Genomic DNA, 14,511 nt, shown 5'->3' with positions numbered 1-14,511 from the left:
AGTACTGTCTTGTTAGATGTCAACCAGATAAAATAAAGACTTCTGGCAACAAGACAAAGTATTAAAACATAAAAACAGCAATCACTGTAAAATAAAAAAGCATCAGATTTCAGTGTTTATGCTGAAATCTGACCCTACAATATCTGTTGTTTTTAGACACATTTAAAGGGACCACACCACCATCAATAAATGGTGGTGTGGTCCCTTTATACTAATGCTTATCTTCTAAGTAACTTATGCTAAAATTTACTAGCAATAATGCTATTCTTTAAAAATCATAATGAATCATTGAACGATATTCGTTAACTAGTTGTTTATTTTTCTCATCACCACCGTCTAAATTAGCAGAGTAAAAGACTGGGGCATCTTCAGCGCCAGCTTCAACTAATTGCTGGCTAGCTTCCACAATAATTGTGTTTAAAATAGCCGCACCAATCACTGTCGATGTTGGCCCTACTTTTTGTGGCGTTCCTTTTAATTGACACGCTGCATCCCCAATGTCGCCATGATTATCAATCACAATATCCGCAACTTCAAATAAATGTTTTCCTGAAGAATGGCGGCTAGTGACAGAGCGAGAATAGGTTATATTAGTTAAACCAATAATTTTAACGCCTTTTTTCTTTGCTGCTAATGCTAAATCAATAATCACAGGATTACGGCCTGAGACTGAATGTAAGATCAACACATCTCCGGGCTTAAACGCGACAGTGCTGGCTAGGGCTGTACCATAGCCTTCCAAACGTTCCATTTGGCTAGTAAACGTGATTGGTTTCCGATCTAACATCACTTCGCGACCAAAAATAGCATTAATGGTCATCATACCGCCTGCACGATAATACATTTCCTCAGCCAATATCCCCGCATGACTCGCACCAAAGATATAAATTGATTGTTTTTTCTGATTAGCCGCAACAAGTAATTTAACGGCAGCGGCTATATTAGATTGTTCTTTTTCCTGCACAACATTTAATAAATGCTGTACTTTATTGAGATAAACATACATTTAAAAGCCTCCAAGCAACGTACTCAATAATTTACTAATCATTGCCCATAATGACAGGTCATTACCACCAAAAATAAGAATCCAATTTCTGATAGTGTCACCCATCATCGCAGCAGATAGCCCGACCAATGCAATCATGATAAACGAAGCAACTGCAGTACCGATAACTGCACCGCGAACGCCACCTTGACCTTCACCAATGATGGCAGCACCACCCATTTCAAAGAAACTAGTGATGACCATTGGGACAATCAACACACCAAAAACATTAGTGGTATTGGCAATCAATACTAAGATCGTTGAGGTGATAAATGCCGAAATGAAACCGATAATGACTGCGTTTGGTTTATAGTTAAACAAAATTGGAATATCAAATGCTGGCTTAGCACCTGGCACTAATTTTTCTGAAATTCCTTGGAAAGCCGGAATAATTTGGTTAACTAATAGCCGAACACCATATAACAGGATCAGTAAGCCCCCACCAAAACTTAAACCAGCATTAAGCGCAACCATAAACAAATTGCCACCTTTAGGTACTAGCGCTGGTGCAATTAGGCCGACGACAATATCGACTAAAAACATGACTAAACCACCGCTAATTGAAATTTCACGGAAAAAAGATAAACTTTTTGGAACGTTTAAATCTTCAGTGGAATTTTTCTTATTGCCAAAATGTTTGGCCACAAATCCTGAAACCAATGACAAAATGGTAGTTGGATGTCCAATCAAGAATGAATCGTCGCCAGTTGCAGCCCAAACATATTTACGCATAATCCAAGGTGCAATCGAAAAGTATAGTGCAGCTAAAATTGCACTGATGACGATCAATACTGGGCCGCGGAGACCGCCTTCAACACCACCTGCGACAATTACAAATGGGACCCACCAAAGCATATGGCCTGTTAAGAAGATTGATTTAATTGGTGTAAACCGGGCAATCAATAAATGAATGATTAAAGCTAAAAACATTGCCATCCCAACAGCACCGCCATAATCAGCAGTAAAAGTGGCATCAGATAGGCCCTTTGCAACACTGACGCCCATTTTAGTCTGAACTGCGGTATTAATGGCTGAAACAACGCCGGTTAACATGTTGACACCGGCGGTTAAAATAACCATGCCAAAAGCTGCAGACATACTGCCTTTGACGATTTCAGCTACTGGTTTCTTTTGCACAATTAGACCGATCATCGCAATAAGTCCGAGTAGTACCGGTGGATCTTGCAAAACGTTATTGGAAATAAAGTCTAATATATTGACCAACACTGTCATCGCTTATTTCTCCTCCCTTGTTGCTAAATATTCTTTCAGTCGCGCCCCAACTTCATTTTTATCCATATAACGTTTGACAGCATAAACTGGTTTATCCGTTGACGCTTCTAAATCCGACTCTAATTCAGCACTGGTAAAGTAAACGTCCGCATCGGTTGCCTTTGCTGTTGCGATATCTGTATTCTCAACAGTCGCCTCAATACCTAATTCTTTAACGACTTTATCTAAGGTCATTTTAAGGACCATTGAACTACCAACGCCAAAGCCACAAACTGCTAAAATTTTCATTGTGTTACCCCCATTGATTTAAATAATGTGATGATTTCTTGCTTATGTCCTGCTAGAACCGTTTGATAAGCCTTTTCATCCATAAAAACTGACATAATTTTCTGCAAACTTTTTAAATGGCTGGTATTATCCATCGCTGCCATAATCAAAAAAATTTTCACTGGTTTTCCAGCAAGGTCAACTGGTTTTCTTGAAACTAACAAACTCATCCCCATTTGATTCACACCTATGCCTGGCCGCGCGTGCATTAACGCAAAATAATCTGCTAACACCATGTACGGGCCATTTTGCTTAACACTGGCAATCATGTTGTCAATGTATTGCGTTGTTATCGCCCCAGATGCTATTAGCGGTTGACTCGCTTGTTTGACAGCCGCTGGCCAGTTTGGTGCCTGTTCAATCACTTGAATATTATTTTCTGAAAACATTGTATTTGCCACAACTTACTTAACCTCCATCATTTTTGAAATAAACCAATCTTTATTGTTAATGCCATGCATGATTAAATTCATAAAAGATTCAACAATTTTTTTATCTTCCTCACGAACCATTAATAATGAAACAACATCCACCTTGTTATTTCCCCATTTAATTGGCTTATCAAGAATTAAAACTGCAATGCAGCTATGATCAACCAAATGTGGATCACCATGCGGAATTGCAAAACCATTCCCTAAATAGGTCGACTGTAGTTTTTCACGTTGTTCGATACTATGCCGGTACTTTTGCATTGCTGAATCAGTTGCCCAAGTATTAGCCCTTATTAGTAAATCGAGCGCTTGGTTAAAGTCTTTGACGTTGTCGAAATAGATATGATGCTTTAACAGCACCAATGTTTGTTCCCGATTATCATCTGTTATAATCGGTGTTTTAACATGACTCATCGTTAAATCGATATATTGGTTCATAATTTTTTTCATATCGGTCGGTGTTAACATTGGGGAAATATTGGTCACTGGAACTGGCATCCCTGTTAGCGGGGTTGTTGAAATAATTAAATCAATATTACGCAAATTTTTCTTAGCCAGATCAGTACGCGCAACAATTTCAATAATGGATACCTCTGGTAATATTTGCCGCATTTTAGCTGCAATTAAGGAACTTGTTCCAATACCGTTAGGACAAACAAATAGAATGCGCTTAACATTTTTCAGTCGCTCAATTGCAGCTTGGAAATGTAAAGTGACAAACGCAACTTCATCATCTGAAATGACTAATTGATTTTCACTACCAAATTCACTTAACGCATACCAAATCACACCAAATAATTCTAAATAGTTCGCTTTAATTTCATCTAATAACGGATTAATCACCGTTGTCCCAGACCGTAAGCGCAATACCATTTGGTAAAGATGGACTAATAAGTCCGTTTCTAAACGAGAATCTTGTGTTAAATCTAAATTAAGACTGTCACTAATATTACGAATCAACAGCTTGACTTTTCTTTTAAAAATAATTGGAATCGTCGCGTCTTTCATGAAAAATTTGAAACCATTTCCTAAAATGATGTAAGAAAGGTAACGTAGTTCATCTTGTGAAAAATGGTACACTTTTTTCTTTTCCAATGATTCCAACAACTCATAAACTAGGGGATATTTTTCAAGTTGAAATAACAATTTTCCTAATTGGTTATTTGCTGCTTGCTGAATGAAATAACCTTGCCTGCCACGATAAATAACGATTGAAGCAGAGACAATAATGTCCCATAAATAATTTTCGGGTATTTCTAATGACCAAGCTTGAATTTTTTGGTCAAATGTTTCTTTAACAGTACTGAGTAAAGTTTGTGAAATGAATAATTGTAATAATTCTGGATTTGTTTTATCCTGGCGCACCAATCCCATTACTAAACGCTTCAGAACTTTTTGTTTATCAATCTCACCTCCGCCAATATAAGTTCCTGAATTATCAAAGACTAAAGCCACGTTATCTTTAGCCAGTAACTGTTTAATAAAAACAATGTCATTAGCAATACTACTTCTGGAAACAAAGTAATTATCTGCTAAATGCTGATAGCTTAAATGTTCGCCGTTCAATAAACGTACTAAAATATAGTATTTACGTTTTTTACTATCTGGCAGGACAGGTACATTCAAACTATCATCCCCTTCGATCCTTATCTTAGCGAAGCGCAACGTAGGTAAGAAGACCAAAAAAATGCGCTTTCTTAGCTTAAATCACTGAACACCTACACCGTTTTGTAAGTGTTGCTAAAAAAGCGACTAGCTCTTGTCTAGCAAAAGTTAGTCGCTTATTAAAATTTATCACGATGATTAATTTTTTTGATGATAGCAAATGGCTCCTCTATAAAACAACTTTAATGCGTCGTAATTAGCTAACTTACATTAATAACAAAAATAACCGGAAGACCACTTAACGGTCTTCCGGTTATTTGCTCACACTTTTTTATGAAAATTAATCATCTATCCCCGCACATCAACCTCAATGGCAGGATCATTTGCGGCAACACGTTTTTCTTTTGGTGCTGTCATTTTCGCCACCGCAGCCATATTGGTGATGACAGTGGCGATGGTAGTAGCTTTGCCAGCGGCTTCGATGGCGCCTAAATCCATCTCGCCACAAACTTGGCCAGCCTTAACTTTGTCGCCGGCTTTAATCATTAAATCAAATGGCTTGCCAGCAAGCTCAACAGTATCCAACCCTAAATGGACAATAATTTCTAAACCGTGATCGCTAATCATGGTCCAGGCATGCTTGGTGGCGGTGACGCTCATGATAGTCCCGCTGACTGGTGCCACAATTTTCTTGGCTTGTGGCTCAACTGCATAGCCATCGCCCATGATTTTCTTGGCGAACACATCATCTTTAACCTGCGTTAATGGTTCAAGGTCACCAGTTGCCGGGGCAACAAATTGTTCTGTCCCACTGACTAGTTTTACTGGTGTATTCGGTTCGTACACAATTTCAGTTCCAGCTGGCACAGGTTCAGGGACAACTAAACTACCATCCTCATTTTTAGCTTGCATGGCAGTTTTAGGAACACCAAAGAAGTAAGTCACAATGAAGCCGCCGATATAAGCAGCCAGTAATCCGAGAACGTAACCAAACCAGCGATTATTGGCGATTAAAGGAATCAAGGCCAGACCAGAGGGGCCAATGGTAATGGCACCAACGTTGCCGATTAAGCCGACAACGGCACCGCCGATCCCACCACCAATACAAGCAGTGATGAATGGTCGTCCTAATGGTAACGTGACACCGTAAATTAAAGGTTCGCCAACACCTAAAATCCCCACTGGCAATGCCCCTTTAATCATCCGGGTCAACTGTTTATTTTTCTTAGCTCGCAGCCACAATGCAATTGCGGCACCGACTTGGCCACCACCTGCCATGGCTAAAATGGGTAACAGTGGTGTGCTGCCTAATTCTTTGATCATTTCCAAATGAATCGGCGTCAAAATTTGGTGTAGACCAAACATTACCATAGGTAAGAAGGTCAAACCTAAAACAAATCCGGCAAAGGCACCACCAACGTTAAGTACCCAGTTGATGCCGCCGACTAGGGAACTTGAAATCCAGCCAGCAAATGGCATGACTAGGAAAATAGTGAACACACCCATAATTAGCAGTGTGACAAAGGGCACCACAATGATGTCAATGGCGTCAGGTATCCATTGGTGTAGCTTTTTTTCCACCAATGCCATGAGCCAAACGGAAAAAATGACCCCGATGATCCCACCTTGACCAGCCACTAAAGGTTGCCCTGTAAAAACGTTATTGATCGCTAAAGGTGCGACCACACCGGGTAAATAGATTAAACCGCCGATAATCCCGCCTAATCCGGGCGTCCCACCAAACTCGCGAGCAGTATTAATTCCCACGTAAATGTTAAGGTAAGTAAATAAACCGGAGTTGATCACTTTTAAAACGGTAATAAATTCGGTGAAGTTATCGCCTAGCATCCCGGCTGTCTGCATATTGCCCATAATCCCGGCAATGCCAGAAATTAAACCGGCACCCACAAAGGCTGGAATCAACGGAATAAAAATCGCAGAAATATGCTTTAAAGCTGCCCGCCACCAAGTTTGTTTCAATTTGGCTTTTTGGGCCGCATGGGTTTGCGCCGCTACTGCGGACACCGCTTCTTTATTTGCCGCGTGTTGGTTAGTTTGTGTGGTGCCCGGAAACGGATCCCCTAAACCAACCCCCACACTTGCCACCATGGCCTGCGCAACTTTGTTCACCACACCCGGTCCCAAAACAACCTGAAGAGTCTCTTCATTAACGACACCTAAGACGCCTGAAATTTGCTTTAACGCCGCCACATCAACTTTTTGATCGTCGATGATTGAAATGCGAACCCGCGTCATGCAGTGATTCAACGACGCAACGTTTTCTGGTCCGCCAATTGCGGCAAAAATTTTGTCGCCTAAAATCGTATACTTATCCTTTGCCATCCCAATTACTCCTCCTTTATCGCTTGGCCAATAAACCCATCGGCTTGTTGCAACCGTTGATTAGCCTCTGCTTGTGGTAAATCCGTTAACAACATGACAATTGCCAATTTAACGTTTTGATCTGCTGCCGCAAAGGCCTTAGCTGCTGCTTCAGCTGAACAACCTGTTGCTTGTTGGATGATCCGTTTACTTCGTGCAACCAATTTCGCATTTGTCGGCTTTACGTCCACCATCAAATTTTTATAAACCTTACCTAAACCCACCATGGCACCAGTTGAAAGCATATTTAAAATCAATTTTTGTGCGGTACCCGCTTTTAAACGCGTTGATCCGGTTAAGATTTCAGGGCCCATCGGTGCTTCTAATGCCAATTGGGCATGGGCGCTGATGGCGGCCTGATCTGTACAGGCAATACTAATTGTGGTAGCACCAACTGATTTTGCATAGTCTAAACCGCCAATAACATAAGGCGTGCGCCCGCTGGCCGAAATGCCCACAACAGCATCCTGTGCTTGTAGTTGGTGCGTACGTAAATCAGCTTCCCCTAAAGCTGGCCGATCTTCAGCACCTTCCACCGCCATGGTCATCGCTTTTTGACCGCCAGCAATCAAGCCTTGGACCATTTCAGGATCCGTTCCAAAAGTTGGCACACATTCTGCTGCATCTAAAACACCTAACCGACCGCTGGTTCCCGCACCAATGTAAAATAACCGGCCCTGTTGCTTAAAACTAGCTGTAATCAGCTTAATCGCTTGGGCAATCTGCGGTAAGATGGTTTGTAACTGCTGGGGAACACGTTGGTCTTCCGCATTCATTGCTTGCGCAAACGCCTCAACTGACATTTGATCTAAATGCATGGTGCGTTGGTTACGCTGTTCCGTTACTAAATGACTTAAATCCAAAATTTTAGCCTCATTTCATCAAATTAATGTCTACCTTCGGTTATACTGCAACAAACTGTACCCGCTGCTTTCCCGTTAAAAGCGGCAAAATAGCTTGATATGGTGCAGGAATCGTCCCTAAATAATTGCTAGTTGGAGAAAAAGGCAAGTCAGCTTTGGCGATCTCCACCTCACCAGCGTAGCGTTTCGCTAAATTATTTTCGCAAGTCACCGTACCTTTTGGTCGTGCTAAAGTTTGCTTAATCGCTTGTGGCTGACGCTTAGTCTGCACTCGAATCAATTGTGGTGATTCTTCTGCACGAATGGCTAGTGGCTGTTGTGGTAATTGACTGAGATCCGCATCCGCTATCGGTAACGTGACCACATGTTCCTGATTAAACCGCTGGATCCACGCTAAACTTTGTGGTGAAAGCTGGCTGTCTCCAATGTAAACTTGTTGTACACCATAGCGTTGGGTCATTTCTAAATAGGCGGTGTAAGAATTCCAACCTCGCTGCAGCTCCAAAGTTGGTAAACCCGCATAGAACGGATAACGTTTTAATCCATCCCCTGGAATAAAAGCTAGGGTCTGCAACCCCCACGCTTTGAACAAGTGATTTTTAGCTTGAAAATAAGCTGGCGTTAAGCCGGTCTCTGGCTTAGGGTAAAAATTATGCGCCGCAATGAGCTGTGAAAAATCTACTTTTGTACGTTGCAGCCGTACCAAAAAATTTTCATCAATTGTTGAGGCATTCAAAACCACTTTAAATGTTGCCTGTAATTGCTTAATCAATTGTGGCTCATCAAAACCGGCATCTAATCGTAAAGTGTGAAAGCCTTGCGCGGCCAATTCAGAAAAATCACCTTGTGCTAAGCCTAATTTTTTAAATGTTTCGCGTGAAACATCAACCATGATATCTAAATCATACCGGTGCACACTTTGGCGGAATTGCGCTAAACCAGTTGTAAACTCCTGCGGTGTTTCTTCTGGCAAATGTAACGATGTGAAAACTGCTTGAATTCCTGCATCAGCTGCTTGCTTTAAATATGTAGCAGAAAAATCTTTCAAATAAGCTGAAATTCCCAGCATGCTGTACCTCCTTAAAAGCGGCCTATTTGTAAGCCCTTACTTAACATCATTATTATAACGGCTGTGAAATTAAATTTCAATATCACAGCCACTGTTTTGAATTATTTTGGCATATAAGTTCAGTACTAATGGTCCCGAGTACGTTGAATATTTTGGTAAGATTGCTGGATTTTTTTAGCGTTTTGTTGAAAATGCAGTTGAAAGTACCGGTAATAAACTAAATCAATCACGTATAGTTGCGCTAACAAACTAGTGGTCGCAGCTGTTCTCATTTTAGTAGGTGCTGCGGTGGGATGATAGATCAACGTTAAATTAGCCAACTGACCTAAAGTACTTTTAGGCGCCTGCGTCAGCAAAATTAACGTATGTGACGGTGGCATAGCTTGGGCAATTTTGATTACGGCTGGTGTTTCACCACTATTTGAAATTAGCAATAAAACACCGGGATGTGACTGATTTGCATTATAAGCCATCACCTCATCCGCATCACGGCCTAAAAATGGCGCTACCCCTAAACGCGAAAATTTCTGCACGAAATCTGTTGCCGCCAATAAAGAAGCACCCACCCCATACACGCTGATACTGCGGCTTTTTTGCAACACCGCAACTGTTTTATCGATGGTTGTATTATGTAAAGACAGGTTTGTTTCCGCTAAAGTTTGCCGAATGCGCAAAGACAATTTTTCTTTTACCGTTGCTAGGTCTTCAGTCGGGGTAATTTCAGTTAGCAATGATTTATCCGTAGGTTGTTGTGCAGACAATCGGATTTTAAAATCGGCAAATCCTTTTGCCCCCATAGTCCGGGAAAAACGAATCACAGTTGCGGGACTGGCGCCTGCCTTAGTTGCTAAAGTCTGTGCATTCATTGCCAGTACTTGTTCCGCATGCTGTAAAACGTATTGTGCAACTTGCCGTTCAGCTGGACTAAACTGGGCTAATTTTTCCTGAATGGCCAACAGCATGTTTTCTCTCATGACGCTCATTCCTTAATCATTTATTAATTGGTCATATTATGGCAGAAAACAATACTTGCTGCAATTGGACAATTATCCACAGCTAACAGAAACAACGAGCCATCAACAATGTGAATGGCTCGCTGTTTTAACCTTACGCAGTAGCATCAAACCATAATTAATGCTTCAAAACTGATTTTTCTTTGGTCAAGTAATTACTTCTTGTCCGCATGAAAGTATCAATCCGTTTTTCTGCTAAACGGTCCGCTGCTTTTGCAGTGGTGATGTGTTCTTTTTTAGCAATGTCAAAGACTTCGCCGGTCAATTGGTAGAGGGTTTTAACCCTTTTTAATGCCCGGTCTTCATTATAGCCTTTCAATTCATCAGCAACGTTAATCACACCGCCAGCATTGGCGATGTAATCTGGGGCGTAAACCATTCCGTAATCTTCCACCATTTTGCCATGTTTATCAATATCCAATAATTGGTTGTTCGCACTACCGCAGATTGCCTTCACTTTCAACCGCGGAATGGTGTTGTCATCTAAAATGGCACCTAAGGCGCAAGGGGCAAAGATATCTGCCTGCACATCATAGATTTCGTCCACACCCACCATTTTCGCATCGCATGTTGTCACAATGTTTTGCGCTGCTGCTTGATTAATGTCGGTAACAACAATTTTGGCGCCTTCTTCATGCGCTAATTTTGCCAAGGTCGTCGCAACGTTCCCAGCACCTTGCAAACTGATGGTTTTACCGGCTAAACTGTCATCACCGAAAGCTTCTAAAGCTGTCCGCTTCATTGCATAGTAAACACCCCGAGCAGTTACTGGACTTGGATTACCAGACGAATTAGCTGCATCTGTCGAACCAGTCACATAATTGGTTTCCATATAAATCTGGTTCATGTCATCTGTGGTTGTACCAACGTCTTCTGAGATAATGTAGCGCCCATTCAAACTTTCAACGTAACGGCCTAACGCACGGAATAATGCTTCACTTTTATCCTTTTTTGAATCGCCGATCACGACCGTTTTAGCGCCGCCGATATTTAACCCCGCTGCTGCGTTCTTATAAGTCATCCCACGTGCCAAACGTAATGCGTCGCGCAGTGCTGCTTCTTCTGATTCATACGGCCACATCCGGCAACCGCCTAACGCGGGGCCCAAGGTGGTGTCATGAATCGCGATGATTGCTTTTAATCCTGACGTGGCATCATGTGCGAAAACAACCTGTTCATAATCCTTATCAATCATTTCTTTAAATAGTTCCATGGTGAACCCTCCCTTAAATTTATCCTATTTGGAACCTTGGACCCTAAATTAATAAATCTCGGTATCGACTTGATAATTTTCTAAAATCTGTTTCAGGTCATTTAAAAAGTGACCTGCAGCTAAGCCATCCAGTAACCTATGATCTAAGGTTAAGCACAGGTTTACTTTTTGCCGAATACCGATTTGATTATCTTTTGTCACCGCAACTTCGCGACGAATGGTTTCAACTTGTAAAATTGCGGCTTGCGGATAATTGATAATTCCCATGGAAGCCACTGAACCAAAGGAACCTGTATTATTAACGGTAAATGTCCCACCTGACATATCAGCAGCGGTGAGTTTGCCTTCACGAACACTAGTTGCTAAGCGGTTGATTTCATGCGCAATGCCAGCAATGCTCAAGCGATCCGCATGTTTAATCACCGGCACATATAATGCGTCATCCGTTGCCACGGCAATGCCTAAATTAATGTCATCATGGTGGATAATTTGATTATCCTGCCAGCTACTATTTAATCGTTGATGCCGCTTCAAACTTTGTGCAACCGCCTTGACGAAGAATGGGAAATAAGATAATGAAAAGCCAGCATCTGCTTTAAACGCAGCTTTATTTTGGTTACGTAAAGCGGCTAAATTCGTCACATCCACTTCAATCATGGTCCAAGCTTGCGGAATTTCATGGACACTTTGTAGCATATTACGCGCAATTGTTTTGCGAATGTTAGACGCGGGTACAGCTTGACTGTCGTCAGCTGACTTAGCAGCTGGTTTGGGTGCTGCAGGTTTAGCAGGTTTTGTAGGGGCAGGTTTAGACGCTTCAGTAGTCGGCGCCGCTGCTTTTTGTTCAATTGCTCGTTGCACATCTTTTCGGGTGATCCGCTGGTGTTTTCCCGTCCCTGTAAGGTGGTTTAAATCGATATCGTGTGCCTGGGCCAAACTCAACACTGCAGGTGAAAAGCGCGGCTGACCAGCTGCTGGTTCTGGCTTTGGCTTTTCTGGTTCGTTTGATTGCGTGACTGTTGCTGGTGTTTCCTCCGTTACCTTTTCTGGAGCCTGCGGTGCTGGTTTTGCCGCTGCTTCTGTTGCTTCGCCAGCGACCGTTAATGTCATGATCGGCGCATCTACGGGAACGGTTTCATTTTCTTGAACCAGTAATTCTTTTACCGTTCCCCCTTCACTAGCTGGTATCTCTGTCACCACTTTATCGTTTTCAACTTCAGCTACTGGATCATACTGAGCAATTTCGTCGCCTGCTTTCACTAACCAGCTTGTGAGGACACCTTCCGTCACACTTTCACCTAACTGTGGCATTTTAAGCTCAATGGTCTTCATACCCTCAACTCCTCACTTAAAACTGAGCCAATTCACGCATAGCTGCCTGCACTTGCTCTGCACTGACTAAAAATTCATCTTCTAACGCATAAGACATGCCTGGTGCCAGTGGGCCCGCTAACTGCTGAACCGGCGCATCTAAATCAAATAAGGCTTGTTCAGCAATAATAGCCGCCACGTTGTTGATAATGCTGGCTTCTTTAGTATCTTCGCTAATTAACAGCACCTTCCCGGTCTTCTTTGCTGCCGCTAAAATGGTTTCTTGATCTAACGGATAAAGTGTCCGTAAATCTACCACTTCGGTCGAAATATCTTCTGCTTGCAAAGCTTTGGCAGCATTCAACGCATGCTGTAGCATCGTTCCGTAGGCCATAACAGTAATGTCATCACCTTGTTGTAAAACTTGCGCTTTATCCAAAGGCACCACATAATCTTCATCTGGTATATCAGCCTTTAAAGACCGGTAAAGTCGTTTATGCTCATAGAACAAAACGGGATCTTCTGAACGAATCGCAGCTTTGAGTAATCCTTTAGCGTCATAAACCGTTGATGGTGTCACAATCCGTAAACCAGGCTGACCAGCAAAAACTTTATCTGTTGTTTGCGAATGGTAAAAACCACCGTGTACGCCACCACCATAGGGCGTTCGAAAAACGATCGGTGCCGTCCAATCGCCTGCAGTCCGGTAACGCATCCGGGCCGCTTCTGACATAATTTGGTTGACGGCTGGTAAAATATAATCTGCAAATTGAAATTCAGCAATCGCATGGTGACCCATTAATCCTAAACCAATTGCCAAACCCGCAATGCCACTTTCTCCTAAAGGCGAGTTAAATACGCGCTGATCACCGAAAGCAGCGGCTAACCCTTTAGTGGCACCGAAAACCCCGCCTTTATCACCGCCGACGTCTTCACCGAAAACGACAACCCCCGGGTCACGGGCAAATTCTTCATGCATCGCTAAATTAAGTGCTTCTAAATAAGTGTGTTCAGTCATGACGACGCCTCCTTTCCTTAAGCATAAACGTGATCTAATAGTGTCTCAGCTGCCGGTGCTGGTAATTTTTCTGCTGCTTGGGTCGCTTGATTAACCATCTCTTTGATTTCTGCATCAATATTAGCTATCTCAGCTGGCGTTAAAATTTTTTCTTCACTTAATTGTTTTTCAAACAAAGGCACATTGTCATTTTCTTTAAGTGCGGCCATTTCTTCTTTAGAACGATAAACATTTTGGTTATCATCTGACGAATGGCCGGTCAAACGATCCACCATCACTTCAATCAACGTTGGCCCCTTTCCTTTTTCCGCTCGGGAAACTGCTTTGGCAAATGCTTGATAAGTGGCAGTAAAATCATGACCATCTACCGCTTCTGCTGGCATATTATAGGCCTTACCCCGTTCAGCTAGCTGTTTAACCGCGAATTCTTCGCGGTTAGGCGTGGAAATCGCATAACCATTATTTTCGATCGCAAACACTACCGGTAATTTTTTAATACTGGCAATATTCAATGCTTCATGGAAATCCCCCTGAGCAGTAGAACCTTCACCGGTTGTCACTAAAGTGACGTAATCTTTATGATCTAACAATGCTGCGTAAGCCACGCCAGTTGCCAGTAAATATTGGGTTGTCACTGTTGACCCAAAAGAAACGATTCGGTGTGCCACTGAACCGTAGTGATTTGGCATTTGCCGGCCATGAGAACTGGGATCAGCAGCTTTCCCTAATGACCCTGCCATAATTTGTTCTGCAGTCACACCCCAGCCCATTGCGGCAGTCATGTCCCGATAATAGGGTAAGAAATAATCCCGTTTAGTATTAAAAGCTTTGATCATCGCTGCTTGTGCCACTTCAGAGCCTTGTCCTGAGATGTGGAAAGCAACTTTACCGATTCGATTTAATTGCCAAAGTCGTTCATCTAAACGCCGGCCCAATTTAATTAGCCGGTACGTGGCAATTAAGTCATCTTTTCCAAGTTTTGAAGCTGCTAGAGTTTTCAT

Annotated in this window: 13 protein-coding genes; all 13 read right to left on the bottom strand. The window is 42.3% G+C overall.

The annotated features are described in order from the left end of the window. Nucleotides 1-268: 268 nt before the first annotated feature. Nucleotides 269-1,006: a sugar isomerase domain-containing protein gene (locus tag FC24_RS00810; protein WP_057872966.1), complete on the bottom strand. Its 738-nt coding sequence runs from the start codon at nucleotides 1,004-1,006 to the stop codon at nucleotides 269-271. Beyond that, nucleotides 1,007-2,278: a PTS ascorbate transporter subunit IIC gene (locus tag FC24_RS00805; protein ID WP_057872965.1), complete on the bottom strand. Its 1,272-nt coding sequence runs from the start codon at nucleotides 2,276-2,278 to the stop codon at nucleotides 1,007-1,009. Between the two features lie 3 nt (nucleotides 2,279-2,281). Beyond that, nucleotides 2,282-2,566 carry a PTS sugar transporter subunit IIB gene (locus FC24_RS00800; protein WP_057872964.1) on the bottom strand — a complete coding sequence of 95 codons (285 nt, stop codon included), beginning with the start codon at nucleotides 2,564-2,566 and terminating at the stop codon, nucleotides 2,282-2,284. Continuing rightward, the gene (locus FC24_RS00795) at nucleotides 2,563-2,994 is read right to left on the bottom strand and encodes a PTS sugar transporter subunit IIA (protein WP_057873019.1); all 432 of its coding nucleotides are present in this window, start codon (nucleotides 2,992-2,994) and stop codon (nucleotides 2,563-2,565) included. Before FC24_RS00795 ends, FC24_RS00800 begins: the two co-directional genes overlap by 4 nt. Nucleotides 2,995-3,009: 15 nt before the next feature. Continuing rightward, a complete protein-coding gene (locus FC24_RS00790) occupies nucleotides 3,010-4,662 on the bottom strand; it encodes a BglG family transcription antiterminator (RefSeq protein WP_235807284.1) in 1,653 nt (550 codons plus the stop codon). A 327-nt stretch (nucleotides 4,663-4,989) separates the two neighbouring features. Then, nucleotides 4,990-6,984, bottom strand: coding sequence for a glucose PTS transporter subunit IIA (locus FC24_RS00785; RefSeq protein WP_083485587.1), 1,995 nt, complete (start codon nucleotides 6,982-6,984; stop codon nucleotides 4,990-4,992). 5 nt (nucleotides 6,985-6,989) lie between these two features. Next, on the bottom strand, nucleotides 6,990-7,886 hold the full coding sequence (murQ, locus tag FC24_RS00780; RefSeq protein ID WP_191980363.1) for an N-acetylmuramic acid 6-phosphate etherase: 897 nt from the start codon (nucleotides 7,884-7,886) through the stop codon (nucleotides 6,990-6,992). Nucleotides 7,887-7,926: 40 nt separating this feature from the next. Next, nucleotides 7,927-8,955, bottom strand: a complete 1,029-nt coding sequence (locus tag FC24_RS00775) for a MupG family TIM beta-alpha barrel fold protein (protein ID WP_057872962.1) — start codon at nucleotides 8,953-8,955, stop codon at nucleotides 7,927-7,929. A gap of 125 nt (nucleotides 8,956-9,080) precedes the next feature. Next, a complete protein-coding gene (locus tag FC24_RS00770) occupies nucleotides 9,081-9,929 on the bottom strand; it encodes a MurR/RpiR family transcriptional regulator (RefSeq protein WP_162257000.1) in 849 nt (282 codons plus the stop codon). 157 nt (nucleotides 9,930-10,086) lie between these two features. After that, nucleotides 10,087-11,181 (bottom strand): Glu/Leu/Phe/Val dehydrogenase dimerization domain-containing protein, encoded by a 1,095-nt coding sequence (locus tag FC24_RS00765; RefSeq protein ID WP_057872960.1) that lies wholly within the window; start codon nucleotides 11,179-11,181, stop codon nucleotides 10,087-10,089. Between the two features lie 48 nt (nucleotides 11,182-11,229). Then, a complete protein-coding gene (locus tag FC24_RS00760) occupies nucleotides 11,230-12,513 on the bottom strand; it encodes a dihydrolipoamide acetyltransferase family protein (RefSeq protein ID WP_057872959.1) in 1,284 nt (427 codons plus the stop codon). A 16-nt stretch (nucleotides 12,514-12,529) separates the two neighbouring features. Next, complete coding sequence (locus tag FC24_RS00755) at nucleotides 12,530-13,510, bottom strand: alpha-ketoacid dehydrogenase subunit beta (RefSeq protein WP_057872958.1); 981 nt, start codon at nucleotides 13,508-13,510, stop codon at nucleotides 12,530-12,532. Between the two features lie 17 nt (nucleotides 13,511-13,527). After that, complete coding sequence (locus FC24_RS00750; RefSeq protein WP_057872957.1) at nucleotides 13,528-14,511, bottom strand: thiamine pyrophosphate-dependent dehydrogenase E1 component subunit alpha; 984 nt, start codon at nucleotides 14,509-14,511, stop codon at nucleotides 13,528-13,530.

The organism is Loigolactobacillus rennini DSM 20253, assembly GCF_001436505.1.
Classification (GTDB): Bacteria; Bacillota; Bacilli; order Lactobacillales; family Lactobacillaceae; genus Loigolactobacillus; species Loigolactobacillus rennini.
This window is presented reverse-complemented; position numbering and strand designations above follow the sequence as displayed.

Bases quoted from the DNA above. Each gene is read 5' to 3' on its own strand.
- FC24_RS00785 (WP_083485587.1), bottom strand. From the start codon at position 6,984: ATGGCAAAGGATAAGTATACGATTTTAGGCGACAAAATTTTTGCCGCA.
- FC24_RS00810 (WP_057872966.1), bottom strand. From the start codon at position 1,006: ATGTATGTTTATCTCAATAAAGTACAGCATTTATTAAATGTTGTGCAG.
- FC24_RS00795 (WP_057873019.1), bottom strand. From the start codon at position 2,994: ATGTTTTCAGAAAATAATATTCAAGTGATTGAACAGGCACCAAACTGG.
- FC24_RS00765 (WP_057872960.1), bottom strand. From the start codon at position 11,181: ATGGAACTATTTAAAGAAATGATTGATAAGGATTATGAACAGGTTGTT.
- FC24_RS00800 (WP_057872964.1), bottom strand. From the start codon at position 2,566: ATGAAAATTTTAGCAGTTTGTGGCTTTGGCGTTGGTAGTTCAATGGTC.
- FC24_RS00750 (WP_057872957.1), bottom strand. From the start codon at position 14,511: ATGAAAACTCTAGCAGCTTCAAAACTTGGAAAAGATGACTTAATTGCC.
- FC24_RS00770 (WP_162257000.1), bottom strand. From the start codon at position 9,929: ATGAGAGAAAACATGCTGTTGGCCATTCAGGAAAAATTAGCCCAGTTT.
- FC24_RS00775 (WP_057872962.1), bottom strand. From the start codon at position 8,955: ATGCTGGGAATTTCAGCTTATTTGAAAGATTTTTCTGCTACATATTTA.
- FC24_RS00755 (WP_057872958.1), bottom strand. From the start codon at position 13,510: ATGACTGAACACACTTATTTAGAAGCACTTAATTTAGCGATGCATGAA.
- FC24_RS00805 (WP_057872965.1), bottom strand. From the start codon at position 2,278: ATGACAGTGTTGGTCAATATATTAGACTTTATTTCCAATAACGTTTTG.
- FC24_RS00760 (WP_057872959.1), bottom strand. From the start codon at position 12,513: ATGAAGACCATTGAGCTTAAAATGCCACAGTTAGGTGAAAGTGTGACG.